We start from the raw sequence: 16716 nt of genomic DNA, 5'->3' as shown, positions 1-16716 counted from the left end.
CCACCGCTCACCGGTCCTGCTCCACTGCCGGCAGGACGCTCGTGCTCGCCTGGATGCGGGCCGCCTCGATGTCGAACCGTTCGATGACGGGGCGGAGCCGGACGGCCGGGCCCGCCGCGCCACTGTGTACGTCGACGAGTTTGCGGAGTTGGTCCTGCATGGCCGTGTCGCCGGTGCGGGTCGCCAGGGTCCAGGAGCGGGCGAAGTGGGCCTCGGCGGCGGCCCTGTCCCCCGTGCGGAGCGCGGTGCAGCCCTGCTCGAACGTACGGTGCAACTCCTCCTCGTGGAGGTAGTGGGCGACCCGCGGATCGAGTCTGCTGTACAGATCCGCCTCGTCCGACCAGCGCATCAACACGGCGGCCGACTCGGGGAGCTCGATGTCGTCCGCCCCGGGCCCGGCGACGTCGACCTCCACCTCGGTGAGGAAGAGCACCTTGCCCAGCTGCCCGGGGCGGTACGGAGCACTGACGCAGACCAGATAGTCGCGGGTCTCCTCACCCCATGCCGCTGTGGCGTACTCCTCGATCGGTCCGCCCGCCCCCGACTCCACCGCGGACATGTCGACATGCACCGGCCGCAGCGCGAGCCGTGTCGGATGCACCTGTTCGAAGGAGTGCAGTGTGACGTCGGCCCGGTGGTGCAGGCGCAGCCGCAGCCCGGTGATGTCGCGCTCCGCGGCCCGCTCGGTGAGCGCCGCGAACTCGCCGGACAGCCGGGTGAGATCACCCACGGCGCTCGCCCGGCCGCCCAGCTCGCGCGTGATCAGCAGGAGTTCGTCGGTGTCCCACGCGTCCCCGATGCCGACGGCGTCGCAGGTGAACTCCGACGGTTCCGACGCACAGGTCTCGACCCGCTCGCGCAGCTTGTCCTGCGACTCGTATCCCGGTTCGTTCCGGCCGTCGGTGAGCAGCAGCGCATGCCGTACGAAGGCGTCCTTGCCGGGCACATCGCGGAGTTCGCGGAACAGCAGGCGCGCCATCTCCAGCCAGGTGCCCATCGCTGTGCCGCCGCCCGGGGTGCATGCGTGCAGGGCGATCCGTGCGTCGGCCCGTGAGCGGGCGTCCGCGACCGCGAGCCCGAACCGCTGCGGGTAGATCATGGCGGCCCGGTCCCGCCCGGCGACGACCGCGAAGCGCGCGCCGTCCGGGATGCGGTCGAGCGCGGCCGCCGCGGCCTCACGGGCGGCGGCCAGCCGGCTCGGCGGGTTGACCATCGAGGAGGAGTGGTCGATGAGCAGCACCTCGGCCAGACGCGGCGCGGCGTGCTGCGCAGGTCGGGCGGCGCGGGGGCGACGGCGTACGGAGACCGTGATCACCGCGTACATACGGGCGGTGTCCTGCGCCTCGGGCGCGTGCCTCGTGCCTGTGCCGTGCGGGCCGTCGGGTGTGCCCGTCGGGCCCGCCGTGCCTGACCCGTGCGGGCCGTCGGGTGTGCCCGTCGGGCCCGCCGTGCCCGTCCCGTGCAGGCCGTCCGGCGCGCCCGTCGGGCCCGCCCTGCCTGCCGTCCCCGGCCGGGCCGCCGCCGGTGGCGGGGAGGCCCGTCTGGGTCTCGGCAGTTCGACGACCTGGCTCACCTCGAGTCCGATCGTGGCGGCCGGACCTTCGGCGGGGTGCGTGCCGCGGCCCGCAGCCAGTTGCTGATCCTCTTCCCCAACCATGGGCTGTCCCTGTGGTGTCGGTAGGCGTACGGGCGGACTTGGTAGGCCCGGTCCAGAAGCCGCTCGGCGAGCTGCGCACCGTCCGGTGCGGCGGAGCGCGCCGCCTGCTGGGCGAGGCCCAGGTAGAACCGGGAGAGATCCTTGCGCAACTGCCGTTCGTCGCCCGGGAAACCGATCCGTGCGGCGTCCGGGGCGACGGACAGCGCACCGAGCTGCCGCGCGTCGATGGCGTCGCGCGCCAGCAGGTCCTGCGCGGCCTCCCAGACCTCCGCCTTCATCCGCACCCGGGCCTGCTCGTCCGTCAGGCCGTGCTCGTGGAAGAGCCGCGCGAGGCGCCGGAGCACCGCGCCCAGCTGCCCGGCGTCCTCCGCCCTGCTGACCCCGATGCGCACGGCGGCGGTACGGGCGGCTGTGCGGTGCCGTGAGTGCTGCGGCACCGCGTCCAGCGCCTCGACGGCGTGCTGCTCGGCCTTCGGACCGCCCTGCGCCAGCCAGGCCCGCGCCACGCCGAACGCCGCGCCGCCCAGCGACGGATTGCGCAGCCGTACCGCCTCGTGGAACGTCAGCGCCTCATGGCGGCGCCCCAGCCGCTCGGCGCAGTAGCCGAGGGCGAGCTTCGGCGCGTACTCGCCGGGGATCGCCGCGTAGACCCGGTCGAAGAGGTCCCGGGCATCCTCGACCTGGTCCCGCGCGAGCGCGAGCAGCCCGTGATGCCAGTCGACACGCCAGTCGTGCCGAGCACGCCGGGCGCCGATGGCCTCGACGGCAAGCCGCAACTCGCGTTCGGCGTCGGCGAGATCGGGCTCGGTGAACTGGGCCTCCGTGGCGGGCGAGTCGGGTGCCCGGAGCGCCACCCTCAACTCGAGTCGGCACCGCAGCAGATGAACCTCCGCAGAGCCCGCCCACCCCTTCGTATGCTGCAGCAACGCCGCCGGATCGGCGTCGGAGAGACGGCTGAGCTCGGCATGGTGCGCGTCGTCCGGATCCGGCCGCGGCACCGGCAGCCGCTGGGCCACATCCGCCGCGGAGGGCGGTGCGTGCAGGGGCGCCCGCGGCCCGTCGTCCTCGGGTGGAGCCGCCCACCGCGACAGCCGCGGCGCGACGCCGAGCGCGCCCTCGAGGGCGTAGGGCGACTGCAGGAACAGCGGCGACGGCTCGAACGTCTCGAGTCCCGTCCGCAGCGACCGCAACTCCCGGAAGACTCCCCGGAGTTGCTCCTCCATCTCCCGTGCCGTCGCGAACCGGTCGGCCCGTTCCTCGCGCGTGGCGCGCGCCAGCACCCGGGCGAGCGAGACCAGCCCCAGGCCCTGGGGCGCAGGAGTGGTCATACGGAGGGCGGCCCGGGCCGTCACCTCGTCGGGGCCGGACGAGGCGAGCCGGTCCAGGGCGCCGAGCGCGGCGAGATCGAGCCGCGACTCACCAAGGCCGCACACGCTGCGCAGCGTCTCGCCGAGGCTGAACAGGTCGTCCTGGCTGGTGGACGCCCCTGTCGCGGTGGGCACGGTCGGCGCGCGATAACCGGTGGTCGTGAGGCCGGGCGCCCCCTCGCCCCGGATGCTGCCCACGTCGATGAGCTTGGTGGTGGTGCCGTCGTGCATCACGTTCTGCGGCTTCAGATCGCCGTAGACCTTCCTCCGCTCGGGCGCGTGCAGATGCTCGAGCGCGGACAGTACGCGGACTCCGTACGCGAGGACGAACTCGTGAAACCGCGCGCCCCCGAACCGCTCGGGCTCCCGGCTCGCCAGCGCCCGCACCTCTTCGAGGTTGAGCCCGTCCACGTACGGCAGGACGAGGAAGTCCCCGACGCCTTCGTGATGCCCGTAGTTGAACACGGGGATGATGCCCTCGTGGTTGAGGTCCGCGAAGGCCTGCCGCTCCTTCTCGAGCGCGCCCCGAGGGACCGCGGCCTGCACCGGCCGCAGGAACTTCACGGCCACCTCGCGGTCGTCGACCTTGGTGTCGAGGGCCAGATAGACCTCGCCCATGCCGCCGTGGCCGAGCAGCCTGACCATGCGGTATTGGTCGGCGAGCAGCTGCCCGCTGAGCGGGTCCCCGGTGCCGGGGGCGTCTCGGGGGCCTTGGGTGTCCCGGGGGCCTTGGGCGTCCGGCGGGCTTTGGGCCTCCGGGTCGCCGGGAGTACCAGGCGTGCGGGGCGTGCCAGGCGTGCCATGTTTGCCGGGTTTGCCCGGGGGTGCCGCCCCGTCCCGCGGTCTGATCTCGGGGAGCAGCGTGGGATCCGGGCTCTCGTCCGGGAGCTCGACGTCGGCGGTGCGGCCGGGGACGACGTACCACTGCTCGGACTGCTCCGGTCCGTCCGGCTCCGGCACAGTGGAGGAGCTGGTCGCCCGGGCCGCCGAGGGTCCCAGCGCCGCTGAGCGTCCCGGGACCGCTGCGGACGAGTGGAGCCCGGCGACGGGGTCGACGCGCTCGCCGGAGACCCGGCAGTACCCGGACGGTGTGACCGTGCCCGGGCAACCGGGGTGCGGACACGGCGTCATGGTTCACCAGCCTTGTCGGGCGCCGATGACCCGGCATCCGCAGCATCGGCGGCATCGGCCTCCCGCGGAGCCGCCTCCCGCGGCGCGGCATCCCGCGGCGCCGCATCCCGCGTGAGCCCGCGTACCATCCGGGTGAACGCCTCCACCGCGCTCTCCGCGTCGGTGAGCGGGCAAGGGCCGCCCATCAGCAACTGCTGCGCCCTGCCGAAGGCGCGGACGGCGTCGGGGTGCTCGGCCAGTCCCTGCCCGTCGAGACGTGCCTGGTGGGCGGCGAGCAGGCCGCGTAGCCGTAGATGCGCGTCCAGTACGCCGCGCAGCTCCCGCTCGGCGCGTTCGGCGCGTAGCAGATAGGTCTCCACGGCCTGTTCGGCGTACGAGAGCTTCTCAAGGACCTCCGTGCCCGCCTCACTCGCGAGCTGCACCGTCCACAGCCGGGCCCGTGCCCCGTACGCCGTCGGGCGGGGCGGATCGACGACGCGGCGCTCCACCCGGCGGTACACCTCCCTGGAGCGCTCCTCGGTGGCGGCCAGCAGCGAGGCGCGGTCGACGATCCGCGCCAGCCAGCGCTCGGCGCGGTCGTCCGGCAGCAGCCGGTGCGCCAGCTCGTACGCGAATCCGCGCCCCCTGAGACCGCCACCGTCATCTCCTTCGCTGCTCCCGCCGCCGTCGCCGCTGTCGCGCACCACCAGCAGTAATCGGGCGCCACGGTCGGCCAGTTCCCGCAGGGCGTGCACGGCCGCGACCGGCTCGGTGGCGGACAGGTCGGCGCCGAGGACCGCGACGGCGGGGCGGGCGCCGCGCTGCCGCGAGTGCGCCAGCTCGTGCCGGAGGGCGGCCAGGGCCTCGCCGACCGCGGGATGCTCCGGCTCGGCGCGCACCAGCGACGCACCCGTCACGTCCAGCACCAGACTGATGCTGCCCGCCCGGGGCTCGATCCCGGCCTGCGACAGGTGCGGAGCGCCGGTACCGGGGCCGACGGCCGAGTCGATGGCAGGGCCGACGGCCGGGCCGGTGGTCGGGCCGGTGGCCGGACCACCGGGCGGAACCGGCGGAATCGACAGCTGCGGCGACTGCTCCCGGTCAGCCATGTTCAGCACGACGTGGAGGGCCTCCCGCGCCCGCGTGTCGTCATCGCGCAGGAACAGCACCTCGATGTCCCAGCAGCCGGGCTCCTCGTGCAGCCAGCGCATGACGGTGCGCTGCAGACCGTGCGGCCGGGCGTCGCGGGCGGCGTCCGGGGACACGGTGTGCCGGGCGGGGACCGCGGGCGGCCCGGTGACATAGGCCCTGCCCACGTCGCGGAAGTACTTGGCGACGGTCGCCGCCGGAATCATGTAGGCGTATCCAGCGCGCTCATCGGCCTGCACGACGATGCCCAGGACACGGCCGGTACCTTCCTCCAGGACGCCCGCCCCGCTGAACCCGCCCGTCAGCCGCCGCCCCGGCTCGTGCGGATCCGCCACATCGATCTGGACCCGCTCGTCCCCGTGCCCGCCCGGCCCCATACAGGCACCCGTGAGCCACTGCCCGCCGGACCGCTGCTCCGGAAAACCGTCGATGAGGACGGGCGCGCCCCGGTAGTCCAGTGTCCGGTGCAGGGTGACCGGTGACGGCACCGGGGCGGGCTCGTCCAGCACGAGCAGCGCGAGATCTCCTTGCGCCTTCCCGAACGGCGGCACCCAGTGACCGTCGAGCACGGTCGCCGTGCGGCGCTCGGTCCGCGGCAGTCCCTGCAGCAGAGGGAAGTCGACCTGTACCCGGCCGGGGCGCTGTCCCGTCTCCGGGTCGCGGATCACATGGGCGCAGGTCAGCACCCGGTCGGAGCCCAACAGCACGCCGGCCCCGAGCACGTTGCCGCTGCCGGACACGCCTCCGCGGCGCAGCCGCACCCGCCAGCTGCTGTGACTGTGAAGATGCCAACCACCATGACCGTAAAGGGTGTTGCCACCCGGGACGCCCTCGTCCGCTTCCCCCTCCATGCTTCCTCAGGATAGGTGCGGGGTCGGACAATGACTCCTGAGCTGCATGAGGCAGGGGCATGGGGAGGTAGTGCGATGGGGCACGGGACCGACGACGACGCGGCCGTGGCAGGTCTGGCCGACGTGATGAGCCAGATTCGCGAGGAACTGGAGGAGGCCCAGCGCAGAGGCGCCGACAGCCCGGTGCGCTTCAACGTGGAGCGGGTCAGCCTCGAGTTCGCCGTGCAGGTACGACGAGAGGGGTCCGGCCGGGCGGGCCTGCGCATCGGCGTGGTCACGGCGGGAGCGGGCGGCACGCTGTCCCGCGACACGGTGCACCGCATCCAGGTGGAGCTGCAGCCGCGCCGAGGGGACGGCCGGACGCTGGATGTGGGGCGGGACTGATCACCCCGCCCCCGCCCCCGGACCCGACCAGACGGGAGAGCGATCAGGCAGCAGAGAGGGGAAGCACCTTCTCGATCGCCGCCACGACCTCCGCCGACTCCGGCTCGGTCTGCGGCGAGAAGCGCGCGACCACGGAACCGTCCCCGGAGACCAGGAACTTCTCGAAGTTCCATCGGATGTCCCCGCTGTGCCCCTCCTCATCGGCGAACCCGACGAGCCGCTCGTAGAGCGCGTGCCGTCCCTCCCCGTTGACCTCGACCTTCTCGGTCATCGGGAACGTCACGCCGTACGTCGCGGAACAGAACTCAGCGATCTCCTCGGAGGTCCCCGGCTCCTGCCCCATAAACTGGTTGCACGGCACCCCGAGAACGGTGAACCCGCGTCCGGCGTACTGCTCGTGCAGCCGCTCGAGCCCCGCGTACTGGGGCGTGAGCCCGCACTTCGACGCGACGTTCACGATGAGCGCGGCCTTCCCGCGGTACTGCCCGAGATCGGCGGAACCGCCCTGCAGCGACCCGATCTCGACGTCGTAAACGGAGCCGGATCCGTCGACGGATCCGGCGTGTTCCATGGTGTTGTCAGCAGTCATGCCCGGATGCTAACTCCGCCGGGCACGACATGAGCTCAGCGACGAGCGAGCCCCACGAACGCGGTCCAGGCGTCAGGACGGACGGTGAAGACGGGGCCTTCGGGGTTGTTGGAGTCGCGGATGTGGATGGCGGTGGGGTGGGTGGAGACCTCGACGCAGTTGCCGCCTTCGTCGCCGCTGTAGCTGGACTTGCGCCAGTGATAGGCGACTTCGATGCAGGCGCCACCCTCGTCGCTGCTGTAGCTCGACTTGAACCAGTGCAGTGCGCTGCTCATTACTCCCCCAGCAGACGGTCCAGCAGGCCCATGGTGTCCTCGGAGTTGAGAGCCTGCGTCCGCAGCATCGCATACTTCTGCGCCAGGATCGCCACCTCATTCGGGTCAGTGACGAGCTGACTGCCGCGCTGGGTCTCCGTGTAGGCGAGACGCTGGTGATCGGGCGTCTCCAGCAGTACGAACGGGCCAGCGAGCCCGGCGTGGGTGCTGCGTCCCAGCGGCAGGATCTGCAGGGCGAGGCCGGGCAGTTCGGCCCACTTGCGCAGGCGACGCAGCTGCTCTACGTAGACCTCCGTCCCGCCCAGACGGTCCCTGAGCACCGGCTCCCAGATCACGAAACTGGTGGTCGGCGGCACCTTGCGATGCAGGATCTGCTGCCGCTCCATACGCCGGGCGACGCGCTGCTCGATCTCGTCCTCGTCGTAAACGGGAATGCGGCTGCGGAAAACGGCGCGCGCGTACGCCTCCGTCTGCAACAGGCCAGGCAGCACCAGGCCCTCGTACCAGGAGATCGCGATCGCCTCCCGCTCGCGATCGACGAACTCCTCAGCCCACCGCGGGATGAGATCCACCTCGGGCATGTTCTCCACCGCAACCGACAACACACCCCTGGTATCGAGGAGTTCGTCCAGGTGTGCCGCGAGGTCCTCCTTCAACGGCCGTCTGCCCTGCTCGATCGAGGCGATGGTCTCCTCGTCCACGAGGGCGCGCTCGGCGAGTGAACGCTGAGTGAGACCGGCCGCCTTGCGGAAGGCGGCGACCTGCGCACCGAGCATCTTCATCGCCGACGCATTCTTCTTCCGCGGGCGCTTCCTGGGGTCCATGACGACCAACTCCCCACCACAGGACGTACGTTCACCGCTGTGAACCCGTACGAGAAATCCGTACGGGCTCGCTCACTGCCCCATGATGACCACGGAGCGTCACCCTCGCTCCATGAACAGCGAGAATCCACCGGCGCGTGAGCGCTTCTACCGGCGCGAACGCCAATCCGTGCCTGCGGCGAGGGAATTCACGCGGGCGGCGCTGGCCGACTGGGGCGTGCGTGGCGGGACGTACGACGACATCCTGCTGTGCGTCAGCGAACTGGCCACTAACGCGCTGCTGCACGGCGTCCCGCCCGGCCGTGGTTTTCAGCTGCGCCTGCTGCCGTACGGAGAGGTGCTGCGGATCGAGGTCCACGACAGTGGCGACGGGTACCCGAGGGTCGTGGCGCCCGGGGACGAGTCGGGGCGCGGCCTGCTGCTCGTCTCGTCCGTGGCGGACAAGTGGGGTGTGGCGGAAAGGGACCCCGGCAAGATCGTGTGGTGTGAGTTCGCCGTCGATCGGCCGGGGGATCGGTGGGAATGCATCGGGTGGAATGCTATGAGGGAAAATACTTCCTTCAGGGATGGTGATCCACGTCGGAACCGCTGAGCGGAGACGCATCGTTCCAGAAATCGATACGGTCCGCTCATGCGCGCCAGAGCAGCGGTACTTCTCCTCGCCGTGGGAACCATGTGCATGCTCATGTCCGGGTGCGAGTCGAGCCAGCCGGCGAAGAAGGCGCGGACGACTACGACTACGGCTGCGACACGGGAAGCCTCAGCACCGTCCGTACCCGATTCACCCGATTCGGAAAAGCCCTTGCCCGGCCCCGGCCAGAATCACAGGGCAGTCGCCTTCCGTAAGTGGGGACTCGAACCGCTGCCTGCGCCGCCCACCCCGCCACAGGCCAAGCCGGTGAAGCTGGCTCTCGGCTCTGTCCCGGTGATCCGTGACATCCCGGTAAAGGACAAGGTCGTCTTTCTCACCTTCGACGATGGTGCCGAGAAGGACCCCGAGTTCCTCCGGATGATGCGGGAGCTGCGCGTCCCCTTCACCATGTTCCTCACCGACGCGGCCATCAGAAACGGCTACCCGTATTTCAAGCCCCTGCAGTCCCTCGGAAACAGCATCCAGAACCACACGCTGACCCATCCCGATCTCCTCACCCTCTCGTACCCGGCTCAGGTGAACGAGATCTGTGGTCAGCAAAGGAGACTGAACGAGGAATACGCAACGTCTCCGCGACTCTTCCGCCCGCCGTACGGAAACTGGAATGAGGACACGCGCGCGGCCGCAAAAACGTGCGGTATCGAAGCCATCGTTCTGTGGCGCGAAACCATGCAGATCGCGAACATGCGATATCAGCGGGGCGACGGAAAGCTGCACCCGGGCGACATCATTCTCGCCCATTTCCGGGGACCGGAAGAGCTCAGAGGAACCACGCTGACCGAGATGACACTGACCATGCTCAGGCGCATCCAGGAACAGGGTTTCACAGTGGCGCGACTGGACGACTACCTCTGAACCCGAAGCGGTAGGCACCCTTGACAGCGTGCGTGCTGCTTCGCGACGTTTGACCCTTGCCGAAAGGTTCGAGTCTCGGTCGTCGGTCGTCGACCGTGGCACGAGTCGACCGTGGCACGAGTGCGTACACCGCGTGGACGTGGGGACGTCCACGCGGTGAAAGGACGCGGACAGCGCGTCGGGGGGAAACGGGGGGAGCGGTCGCCCATGCACATCACGATCCACAGACCGGAGGACCTGAGCACGTCCCTTCGCGGGGCCTGGCACCGGGCGATGGACGAGTCGCCCGATCACGCCAACGCCAACGCCAATCCGTTCCTGGCGCCGGAGTTCGCCGCAGGGATCGGCAGGTACCGAGGCGGGGCGCAGGTGGCGGTCCTGCACGAGGGCGGAGAGCCCGTGGGGTTCTTCCCGTACGAGCGCAATGCCCTGGGCGTCGGCCGGGCCATCGGCCTCGGTCTCTCCGACTGCCAGGGACTCGTGAGCCGCCCCGGGATCACCTGGGACATCTCGGAACTGCTGCGGGCCTGCGGGCTGTCCGTCTTCGAGTTCGACCATCTCGTCGAGGAGCAGAAGCCCTTCGGCAGATACGTCACGGGGACGTTCCCCTCACCGGTGATCGACCTGAAGGTCGGCGGCGGCCACGGCAGCTACGCGGAGTGGCTGCGGGGCGCGTACCCGGGGCTGGCCAAGACGACGCTGAAGAAGGAGCGACGCCTGGCGCGCGACCTGGGGGAGATGCGGTTCGTCTACGACGAGCGCGACCCGCGGGTTCTGCACACGCTCATGCGGTGGAAGTCCGCCCAGTACCGCAGGACGGGACGGATGGACCGGTTCGCGCGGCCGTGGATCGTGGACCTGGTGGACCACCTGTTCCGCGTCCGCGAGGAGCACTTCACCGGCGTGCTGTCCGTGCTGTACGCCGGTGACCGGCCGGTGGCCGCGCACTTCGGACCGACATCGCGCACGGTGTTCGCGGCCTGGTTCACCGCGTACGACCCCGAGCTCCGTTACTACTCGCCCGGGCTGATCATGCACCTTCGTATGGCCGAGGCCGCGGGCCGCGATGGCGTGCGGCTCATGGATCTGGGACGCGGCGAGAAGGAGTGGAAGGACTGGCTCAAGACCCGCGAGCTGCGCGTGGGCGAGGGATTCGCGACCCGGCCCCACCCGGTCGCGGCGGCGCACCGGCTGTGGCGCCGACCGGTGCGCGGCCTGCGGAACACGGTCCTGGCCCATCCCACGCTGCGGGATCCGGCCGACCGGCTGCTGAAGACGGTCGGCACGCTGCGCACGTCGGGCCGGGTGGAGTCCGGCCGGGCGCGACCCCACGCACGCTGAGCTTCCGACCCTCCGGTCCTCCGGTCCTCCGACCCTCCGGTCCTCCGGTCCTCTGACCCTCCGACTCTCCGGTCCTCCGACCCTCCGGTCCTCTGACCTTTCGACCCCTTCGACGGAAGAGGTGACGATGCCGTACGGATCGCGGCTCGCCGCGATGATGACACGGCGACTCGGACGCGAATGCGTCTACATGCCCTCGGCGCGGCTGGCCCTGTACCTGGCGCTGCGGCGCTGGTGCCGGCCGGGCGCACGGGTACTGATGTCGCCGGTGAACGACGACGTGATCCTCTTCGTGGTCCTCGCGGCGGGACTGCGCCCGGTCCTCGCCCCCGTGTCCGTATGGGACGGCAACATCGACCCGGCCGCCGTACCGGAGTCGACCTGGCGGAGCGTGGACGCCGTCCTGACCACGAACCTGTACGGGGTGCCGGACCGCGTCGTCGAACTCCGGCGTCGCTGCGACCAGTTGGGGATCCCGCTGATCGAGGACGCGGCGCACGCGATCGGCACGCACGTGGACGGGCAGCCGATCGGGACGTTCGGGACGGCGGCGGCATTCAGCCTGTCCAAGCACGTGGCGGCGATGGCCGGCGGTTTCCTCGCCGTCGAGGACGCGCGCACCCGGCGGGAGCTGGAACTGCTGCGCGACGATCTGCTGGTGCCGCGCCGCCTCCACGGCGACCTGGCCACGACGTTGCGGCCACTGGCGCGTTCAGCCGTACGCACCCTCCACCTGGTGCGTCCCGTGTGGCGGACGATGCAGCGCCTCGGGCTGCTGGAGCGCGACGACTACCGCATGCCCCTGCACGCGCCGCGGCTCTCCGCCTCCGCGCGCGAGGCGCCGAGCCTGGCCGCGTACGAGCCGTGGGTCCGCGTCGACCTGCACGGCTTCCGGTCCCGCCACGGGGCCCTGGTCCACGGGCCGTTGGCGCTGCGGATGGCCGCGCTTGACGGCGACCTCGTGCGGCGCAGGGCCGGTGTCTCGTTGCTCTCGGGTACCGCCTGGGCCTCCCCGGCCCTCCGCGACCGGGCCGCGCGCGACGGCCGGCTTGCCCTCTTCCGGGTTCCGCTCCTGGTCCACGACCGCGACGCCCTCATAGAGCGTCTGGTGCGGCACGGCGTGGTCGCCGGGTACGTCTACGACCCTCCGCTCGACGACTACGCGGGCGAGGAGTTCGTCGAGCCGTCTCCTGACCCGTCGGCCGCCCGCTGGTTCGCCTCGCACGTGCTTCCGGCCGATCCACTCCTGGCACGCAAGGTCGCCAACGCCCTGATGAAGGAGGCGGCGACGGCCGCGCACCCCCCGTCTCCGACTCCGACTCCGACCGCGAATCCGACCCCGGCCCCGACACCCGTCCCGGACATCACGCCACCACCGGCACCCTTGGGCCAGTGATGCGTTGCGCCATATTCCGACTTCCGACGCGGCACTCAGCCTGAGCCGCCCTGGCCGGCTCATGGACGCCGTGAGACGAAGACGAACTCCCGGCCCGGACGGTCGGGCGCATCGCGAACGTCCTCCACGACATACCCCTGCGCGAGCAGCTCGCTCTCGATGTCGTCCCGCTCGCGGAAACGCAGCGTCGAATCCGAGGTCAGCACCTGCCCGTCCGCCGCGAACACGTAGGTCCAGCGGAACGTCACCAGCGGCCCACTCACCTCGATCACCTCGACCCAGCTGTCCACCGTCCCGACGCCCGGGATCTCCGTCACGCGGTGCGAAGCCTCACGGTTCCACTCCTCCCAGGCGCGCCTCGCCGGATCCCGGGTCTCGAACACCAGACGTCCGCCGGGCCGCAGTACTTCGAAGGCCCCGCGCAGCGTCTTCTGCCACGCCTGCGGTTCGACGATGGCCTGGGCGACGTTCGCCGTCATGGTCGCGAGGTCGACCCGCAGCGGCGGCAGCGCTGTCGCATCACCGCAGATCCAGCGCACCCGCTCGCTGCCCTGCTTGCCCCGGGCCACGTCGATGGACGCCCGGGCGGGATCGACACCGACGACCTCGATCCCGCGATCAGCCAGCATGAGCGCGAGCACACCGGTACCGCACCCGATGTCCAGCACCTGACGCGCCCCGAACTCCTCCGCCATGCGCACGTACGCATCGAGATCGCTGCGATCAGGGTCGAGCGGGTCATAGATCGCGGCGAGCCGCGGATGTCCGAAGCACTCGTCCGCCATGCGGCCGAAGCTATACGGGGACGACGCCCGGCCGCTGCTGGATTTCGCGGCCGAACCGTCCCAGCCCCAGCCCGGCCCCAGACCCAGCCCGGCCCCGGCCCCGGCCCCGGCCCCGGACCCGAAGCCGGACCCGGAACTATTCTGGAATGGAGGGGGAGCGGCCGAGGTGCGAGCACAGGAGGTCGTCATGACCAGGAAAGTTGCCGACTGCCGCAAGTTCCCGAGCGAGGTGGACTGCACGCTCACCATCTCGGGTGAGGAGGACGAGGTCCTCAAGACCGCCGTGGCACACGCGGTCTCCGTCCACGGCCACACCGACAGCCCGGAACTGCGCGAACAGATCCGCGGCATGCTGGAGGACGAAAAGGTCACCACCTGACCGAACACGGACGGGCCCGGACCGGCCCGACGCCGGCCTCCGGACCCGTCACCCCAGCGACTGAACCGCCCCCCAACCTGGCGGAGACGTAGCCACCTCGGTTCGCTTGCGACCGCCGTGGTCGGCTGCTGTTGATGTCAGCTGGTGATGTCAGGCGAGTACAGCTGGAGCGTGCCTGCTGGCACGATGCGTACGTGGACCTCGGGCGCATCAAAGCAGAGACCGTGGCGTACTTCCGAGCACTCGATGAGGGCGCCACCCAGCGGCACCACTTTCGCCACGCCGACGAGGAAGGCGGCTTGTGGTACTTCGAGGCTGTGCCTGACGGCGGTGACTTGATCGTCGTCAAGCAAGCGGAACTCACCTCTGGCGGTGCGCTCTACCGATATAGCTGGGAGCACCTGGAGGACGAGCACGGCTTCCTGACGGACCAACCGATCGTTCCTGAAGAGGATCCGCTGGAGGTCACCACGGCTGCGGAGTTCCAACGGGTGTGGATTTAGGCCGACGCGCGGCGCGCTCCCCAGATGCACGGGGAGCCAGCGAGTGGTCGGAGTGAGGTGCGGCCGCGTCTCGTCAGACCTTCTCGACTCGCACGGAGTGCCCCGCGAGGAGTTGATTCATGTCGTCGGTGTCGGAGGTGAAGACGGTTGCCTGAGCTCCCCGCGCGGCTTCCCGCCCAGCCAGAGCTGCCAGGATGGCGTCGATGGCGTACTCATGCCCATGCAGGCCGGCTGCCTTCAGCATGTCGCGCGCCATGGCGATCACCTGGTCGTCCGTGTGCACGACGCGGATCCGGGACAGTGTCCCGTTCCAGAGTGCCTGCCCCGACGTTTCGCGAGGGTCCCATGCCTCCAAGGTCGTGAGCGCCGAGGTGACGATCGGGATGTCGAGCCGCGGAGCCGTCTTGATCAGCGCAGTCAGCTCCCGATCGCCCTGAACCGCCTTGGAGAGAGCCTCGGAGTCGAACACGAAGACGCGCTGTCGTGGCCGGTGCAGCTTCGCTTGGGCGGTACGGCTCACGCGGCCTCGTCCGAATCTGATCGCTTCTCGTCATGCCAGCCGTCAATGGCGGCGATGCGGTCCAGCGCTGCTTGCTGCTCGTCATCCGTCACGGCGCCATGCTCTTCTTCGAGGCGTTCAGCCAACTCGCGCAGTCGGTCCATGGCGTCCTGATGAGCGGCGGCGGCCGCGATGTAGCCGGACACCCCGCGTGCGTCGACGCGCTCCTTGATCGATTCCACCAGCTCTTCCGGCACGGTGATGGTGATCTTCCGGGTTGCCATACTTTAAGTATGCCACGCTGTGTGGCGTGGCATACTCTTCTGAGATTCCCCACCCACCCGTCGCCGTCACCCACACCCGCCTCATGCGGCCCTGACCGGTGCGGCACAATGCGGTCAACTGGGCGGGCAACGGTGGGGGTGGGAACGTGGGGCGTTTTGGCTCGCGAAACCGACGTAAGGGCATACCGAACGAGCCGGCGCTACTGGCTGCGGCTGCTGAGAATCCCGGTGGCAGCGTCGCCGAGATCGACCCGACGTATATCGACGACCCGAACGGCTACGTACCTCCCGAGGCAATCCGCGGCGCGTGGTTGGTGGATAGCAGCGGGAAACTGACAGGTGAGTACCAGGAGAATCCCCGTCACGGAGTGCCACAGGACGACTTCAGCAAGCTCACTGATCCTGATCACTGGCTTGGCTGGCTCGGCGATGATCCCGCGACCGCCGTCCGGAAGGGCATCGAAGATTCCTTGCGCGCCCAGGTGGCAGACGCAGTGGTCGAGTGGGTCAAGATCCTTGAAACGCCCCGGTTTCTCACGGGTGGGCGTCGACATTCTGAGGACGAACAGCTCATGTTGGTCACTCGGGCGGCACTCGCCGCGCCGTTTGCGTTGTCCGTGCGCACAACGCACGGGCGTTCCATCTTGCTGGGGGTGTTCTCCTGGGCGGCGGTGAACCTCTCACCGCCCGAGGTCCGCAAGGATCGGCACTGGTTTGACCTGGGCGTCGGGCTGGACTGGGCCGGTGAACGGCTTCAAGGGCGGATCTACGAGATTGACGGTGAGGACGGCACCGCCGAGCGGTAGAGCGGCAATGCCACGCCGTACCGGCGGTCAGAGTTTCCCGTCCTCGTGTGTGCCGAATGTGTTCCGCAGAGATGCCTTCCTGGCAAGGCGTCAATTGCTCATGCGGCGGGCTGGAAGCGGTGCTTGTTCAGGCGGCCCGACGGGTCATACCCAGGTCTGACCCTGCAGTTCAGCTCCTGGTTCGACGCCCCGCAGGGACGGTGAAGGCATCGTCGTCAGCATGACGAACCCGACGACATCCATGGCCACCCCGGTCACAACGATCGGTGTCCGACTGCGTGGCGCGCTGCCTGTGGAGCGGTGGGAGGCCACCGGCTTCCCCGGACGTTGGGTGGGCGGCACTGCCATGGTGCTCGGCCCACTCCTGATGCTGACCGGCGCGTTGTTGCGGGCCCGCTTCCACTTCTTCTTCCCCGATCAACTCGCCGCGTACGAGCGGCACCCCACCCTGATGGCCACCGCCTACGGCCTCTTGGCCGCAGGCAGCCTGCTGCTCTGGCCCGCTGTGGCGGTGTTGGCCGCAAGGATCGGCGCGCTGAGTGCCGGCTGGGGCCTGTGGGGCGGGGTCCTGGTGATGTTCGGGCTGTTCGCCCGCGCCTTCCACGCGGGGGTGGACCACCTGGCCTTTCAGCTGGTGCGCTCTCAAGGGGGCGGGCCGGCCACCGAAACCGTCTCGACCGGCTACAGCGCCTTCCACGTCTTCGCCACGCTGAACCTCGCGATTGTCGCTGGGTGGATTGTCGTTGCCCTCGGCGCCTGGCGCACCCGGGTGCTCGGCCCGGTCCGCGCCGCCGCACTCGGCCTCACCGCGGCACTGCCCCTCGGAGTACTCAAGGGGACCACCCCGCTGTCTCTGGTGGCCCTGGCCGGACTGTGCACCGCACTTGTGCCGCTGGGCCTGGCGCTGCTGTGCGAAGCACCCCGCCCCAGCCGGGCGGTGGTGCTGCGCTGGGTGCCGCTGACACTGGTGACGCTCGGACTGATGATGCTGCTCGGACAGGCCGGTTGAG

Annotated in this window: 18 protein-coding genes; 9 read left to right on the top strand and 9 right to left on the bottom strand. The window is 70.3% G+C overall.

The features are described from left to right. Positions 1-7 precede the first annotated feature (7 nt). From STSP_RS06965 to STSP_RS06955, 3 genes are read right to left on the bottom strand one after another with little or no spacing between them, the layout of a single operon-like run. A complete protein-coding gene (locus STSP_RS06965) occupies positions 8-1657 on the bottom strand; it encodes a VWA domain-containing protein (protein WP_078066945.1) in 1650 nt (549 codons plus the stop codon). Continuing rightward, positions 1570-4155, bottom strand: coding sequence for a tetratricopeptide repeat protein (locus tag STSP_RS06960; protein ID WP_067273550.1), 2586 nt, complete (start codon positions 4153-4155; stop codon positions 1570-1572). Before STSP_RS06960 ends, STSP_RS06965 begins: the two co-directional genes overlap by 88 nt. Then, on the bottom strand, positions 4152-6023 hold the full coding sequence (locus STSP_RS06955) for a S1 family peptidase (RefSeq protein ID WP_198547282.1): 1872 nt from the start codon (positions 6021-6023) through the stop codon (positions 4152-4154). Before STSP_RS06955 ends, STSP_RS06960 begins: the two co-directional genes overlap by 4 nt. 186 nt (positions 6024-6209) lie before the next feature. Here STSP_RS06955 and STSP_RS06950 point away from each other — a divergent pair, with 186 nt between their 5' ends. Next, entirely contained in the window at positions 6210-6518 is a 309-nt protein-coding gene (locus STSP_RS06950; RefSeq protein ID WP_067273545.1) for a trypco2 family protein, read from the top strand. Positions 6519-6561: 43 nt separating this feature from the next. On the opposite strand, the gene STSP_RS06945 is transcribed toward STSP_RS06950, so the two are convergent. Genes STSP_RS06945 through STSP_RS06935 form a run of 3 tightly spaced genes read right to left on the bottom strand, consistent with a single transcriptional unit; the run spans position 6562 to position 8206 of the window. After that, positions 6562-7107, bottom strand: coding sequence for a glutathione peroxidase (locus tag STSP_RS06945; RefSeq protein WP_198547281.1), 546 nt, complete (start codon positions 7105-7107; stop codon positions 6562-6564). A gap of 35 nt (positions 7108-7142) precedes the next feature. Continuing rightward, the gene (locus tag STSP_RS06940) at positions 7143-7382 is read right to left on the bottom strand and encodes a DUF397 domain-containing protein (protein ID WP_067273544.1); all 240 of its coding nucleotides are present in this window, start codon (positions 7380-7382) and stop codon (positions 7143-7145) included. Further along, positions 7382-8206 (bottom strand): helix-turn-helix domain-containing protein, encoded by an 825-nt coding sequence (locus STSP_RS06935; RefSeq protein WP_067273541.1) that lies wholly within the window; start codon positions 8204-8206, stop codon positions 7382-7384. Before STSP_RS06935 ends, STSP_RS06940 begins: the two co-directional genes overlap by 1 nt. 85 nt (positions 8207-8291) lie before the next feature. On the opposite strand from STSP_RS06935, the gene STSP_RS06930 reads away from it, so the two are divergent. The 4 genes from STSP_RS06930 (at position 8292) to STSP_RS06915 (ending at position 12450) form a co-directional block, all read left to right on the top strand. Further along, a complete protein-coding gene (locus STSP_RS06930; protein ID WP_408646239.1) occupies positions 8292-8798 on the top strand; it encodes an ATP-binding protein in 507 nt (168 codons plus the stop codon). Positions 8799-8837: 39 nt separating this feature from the next. Then, entirely contained in the window at positions 8838-9713 is an 876-nt protein-coding gene (locus STSP_RS06925) for a polysaccharide deacetylase family protein (RefSeq protein ID WP_067273539.1), read from the top strand. Between the two features lie 207 nt (positions 9714-9920). Continuing rightward, positions 9921-11054, top strand: coding sequence for a GNAT family N-acetyltransferase (locus STSP_RS06920; protein ID WP_067273536.1), 1134 nt, complete (start codon positions 9921-9923; stop codon positions 11052-11054). 127 nt (positions 11055-11181) lie between these two features. Then, entirely contained in the window at positions 11182-12450 is a 1269-nt protein-coding gene (locus tag STSP_RS06915; protein WP_078066942.1) for a DegT/DnrJ/EryC1/StrS family aminotransferase, read from the top strand. A 59-nt stretch (positions 12451-12509) separates the two neighbouring features. Here the strand turns inward: STSP_RS06915 and STSP_RS06910 are convergent, their stop codons facing one another. After that, the gene (locus tag STSP_RS06910) at positions 12510-13235 is read right to left on the bottom strand and encodes a class I SAM-dependent methyltransferase (RefSeq protein ID WP_067273530.1); all 726 of its coding nucleotides are present in this window, start codon (positions 13233-13235) and stop codon (positions 12510-12512) included. A gap of 187 nt (positions 13236-13422) precedes the next feature. Between STSP_RS06910 and STSP_RS06905 the strand changes: the two genes are divergently transcribed. Beyond that, the gene (locus STSP_RS06905; RefSeq protein ID WP_067273527.1) at positions 13423-13614 is read left to right on the top strand and encodes a DUF1059 domain-containing protein; all 192 of its coding nucleotides are present in this window, start codon (positions 13423-13425) and stop codon (positions 13612-13614) included. 194 nt (positions 13615-13808) lie between these two features. Further along, positions 13809-14117, top strand: coding sequence for a hypothetical protein (locus tag STSP_RS06900; protein WP_067273526.1), 309 nt, complete (start codon positions 13809-13811; stop codon positions 14115-14117). A gap of 73 nt (positions 14118-14190) precedes the next feature. Here the strand turns inward: STSP_RS06900 and STSP_RS06895 are convergent, their stop codons facing one another. Together STSP_RS06895 and STSP_RS06890 are read right to left on the bottom strand one after the other, a co-directional pair. Further along, on the bottom strand, positions 14191-14637 hold the full coding sequence (locus tag STSP_RS06895) for a hypothetical protein (protein WP_067273523.1): 447 nt from the start codon (positions 14635-14637) through the stop codon (positions 14191-14193). Beyond that, complete coding sequence (locus tag STSP_RS06890) at positions 14634-14900, bottom strand: hypothetical protein (protein ID WP_067273522.1); 267 nt, start codon at positions 14898-14900, stop codon at positions 14634-14636. The genes STSP_RS06895 and STSP_RS06890 overlap by 4 nt, the downstream gene beginning before the upstream one ends. Before the next feature lie 146 nt (positions 14901-15046). Here STSP_RS06890 and STSP_RS06885 point away from each other — a divergent pair, with 146 nt between their 5' ends. Beyond that, on the top strand, positions 15047-15706 hold the full coding sequence (locus STSP_RS06885) for a hypothetical protein (protein ID WP_067273519.1): 660 nt from the start codon (positions 15047-15049) through the stop codon (positions 15704-15706). 220 nt (positions 15707-15926) lie between these two features. Further along, positions 15927-16715 carry a hypothetical protein gene (locus STSP_RS40015; protein ID WP_232789544.1) on the top strand — a complete coding sequence of 263 codons (789 nt, stop codon included), beginning with the start codon at positions 15927-15929 and terminating at the stop codon, positions 16713-16715. The last annotated feature ends 1 nt before the right edge of the window (position 16716 follow it).

Source organism: Streptomyces jeddahensis (assembly GCF_001642995.1).
Taxonomy (GTDB): domain Bacteria; phylum Actinomycetota; class Actinomycetes; order Streptomycetales; family Streptomycetaceae; genus Streptomyces; species Streptomyces jeddahensis.
Note: the sequence above shows the minus strand (reverse complement) of the source record. Positions and strands in the feature narration are given on the sequence as shown.

Excerpts from the sequence above, each read along its gene's own strand:
- STSP_RS06965 (WP_078066945.1), bottom strand. The coding sequence starts at position 1,657 with ATGGTTGGGGAAGAGGATCAGCAACTGGCTGCGGGCCGCGGCACGCAC.
- STSP_RS06960 (WP_067273550.1), bottom strand. The coding sequence starts at position 4,155 with ATGACGCCGTGTCCGCACCCCGGTTGCCCGGGCACGGTCACACCGTCC.
- STSP_RS06950 (WP_067273545.1), top strand. The coding sequence starts at position 6,210 with ATGGGGCACGGGACCGACGACGACGCGGCCGTGGCAGGTCTGGCCGAC.
- STSP_RS06945 (WP_198547281.1), bottom strand. The coding sequence starts at position 7,107 with ATGACTGCTGACAACACCATGGAACACGCCGGATCCGTCGACGGATCC.
- STSP_RS06940 (WP_067273544.1), bottom strand. The coding sequence starts at position 7,382 with ATGAGCAGCGCACTGCACTGGTTCAAGTCGAGCTACAGCAGCGACGAG.
- STSP_RS06935 (WP_067273541.1), bottom strand. The coding sequence starts at position 8,206 with ATGGACCCCAGGAAGCGCCCGCGGAAGAAGAATGCGTCGGCGATGAAG.
- STSP_RS06930 (WP_408646239.1), top strand. The coding sequence starts at position 8,292 with ATGACCACGGAGCGTCACCCTCGCTCCATGAACAGCGAGAATCCACCG.
- STSP_RS06925 (WP_067273539.1), top strand. The coding sequence starts at position 8,838 with ATGCGCGCCAGAGCAGCGGTACTTCTCCTCGCCGTGGGAACCATGTGC.
- STSP_RS06920 (WP_067273536.1), top strand. The coding sequence starts at position 9,921 with ATGCACATCACGATCCACAGACCGGAGGACCTGAGCACGTCCCTTCGC.
- STSP_RS06915 (WP_078066942.1), top strand. The coding sequence starts at position 11,182 with ATGCCGTACGGATCGCGGCTCGCCGCGATGATGACACGGCGACTCGGA.
- STSP_RS06910 (WP_067273530.1), bottom strand. The coding sequence starts at position 13,235 with ATGGCGGACGAGTGCTTCGGACATCCGCGGCTCGCCGCGATCTATGAC.
- STSP_RS06905 (WP_067273527.1), top strand. The coding sequence starts at position 13,423 with ATGACCAGGAAAGTTGCCGACTGCCGCAAGTTCCCGAGCGAGGTGGAC.
- STSP_RS06890 (WP_067273522.1), bottom strand. The coding sequence starts at position 14,900 with ATGGCAACCCGGAAGATCACCATCACCGTGCCGGAAGAGCTGGTGGAA.
- STSP_RS40015 (WP_232789544.1), top strand. The coding sequence starts at position 15,927 with ATGACGAACCCGACGACATCCATGGCCACCCCGGTCACAACGATCGGT.